Origin of the sequence: Dongia rigui (genome assembly GCF_034044635.1) — a bacterium.
GTDB lineage: Bacteria > Pseudomonadota > Alphaproteobacteria > Dongiales > Dongiaceae > Dongia > Dongia rigui.
The window spans coordinates 1-1,172 of the sequence record NZ_JAXCLX010000009.1 but is presented as its reverse complement, the minus strand read 5'-3'; the positions used below and the strand labels follow the sequence as shown (position 1 = coordinate 1,172).

The 1,172-nt window shown below is 64.7% G+C and carries 1 protein-coding gene; it reads left to right on the top strand.

Features of this window, described 5'->3' with window-relative positions:
• The coding region (locus SMD31_RS21555) for a hypothetical protein (protein ID WP_320503006.1) at positions 1-1,172 on the top strand (1,172 nt) is incomplete at both ends.

The following is a 1,172-nucleotide window of genomic DNA, read 5'->3' as shown; positions in this document are numbered from 1 at the left end:
GGCGGCACCATCATCGGCGGCGCGGGCAGCGATACGCTGACCACGAAGGAAGCGGCCCTCAACCTCACCAGCACGACGCTGAGCAGCATCGAGACCTTGCGCGCGGCGGTTACGGGTACGGCCTTCACGGTCGATACCGGCGATTTGGCGGCCGTGACCAGCGTTACCGGCAGCACCGGCGTCGACACATTGATCGTCAACGACAACGCGTTCGACCTCACCAGCGTGGCTGTGACCAGCATCGAAAAGCTGACGGCTGGCCTCGGCACCGACACGACCTTCACCGTCGATGCGGCAGATCTGGCCAGCGGCGGCAGCGTTATCGGCAGCACCGGCACAGACACGCTGACCATTCTCGGCACCGCCTTTAACCTCGCCAGCACCGGCATCCAGAGCGTCGAAGTGTTGCAGGCCGGTTCGGCTTCGGCGACGACCTTCACGCTCGATCAGGCGGATCTTGTCACCGGCGGCTCGGTGATCGGCAGTTCCGGCAGCGACACGATCGTCGCCAAGGGCTCGGTCCTCAATCTCGCCAGCACCGACCTCACCAGCATCGAAAAGCTGCAGGGCTCGCTGTCGGCGACGACCTTCACGGTCGACCAGAGCGATCTCAGCAGCGTCATCTCGATTACCGGCAGCACCGGCACTGATACGGTTGCCGCAGCCGACGCGGCGCTCGACCTCACCAGCACGGCGCTCAACAGCATCGAAATTCTGAAAGGTGCTGCGGGCGGTACGACCTTCACCGTGGACGGCATCGGCGCGACCGGTGCGGATCTGGTTGCCGGGGGCAGTGTCGTTGGCGTCAACTCGACGACGATCGATACCCTGATCATCAAGGGCACGACGTTCGACACCACCAGCACCACGCTGGACAAGATCGAAATCCTGCAATCCGGTTCGACCGATGCGACGACCTTCAAGGTCGACCAGGCGGATCTGGCAACGAGTGGCACGGTCCAGGGTGACGCCGGGACGGCGGCCCTCGATACGCTGATCGTCAAGGGCACCAGTGCCAACCTCACCAGCACCACGCTGACCGACGTCGAGATTCTGCAGGCTGGCTCGACCGCCGCGACGACCTTCACCGTCGACCAGGCGGACCTTGCCGTCGGCGGATCGGTGCTTGGCAATGGCAGCGCCGTCGCGGACACGCTGATCGTCAAATCGGC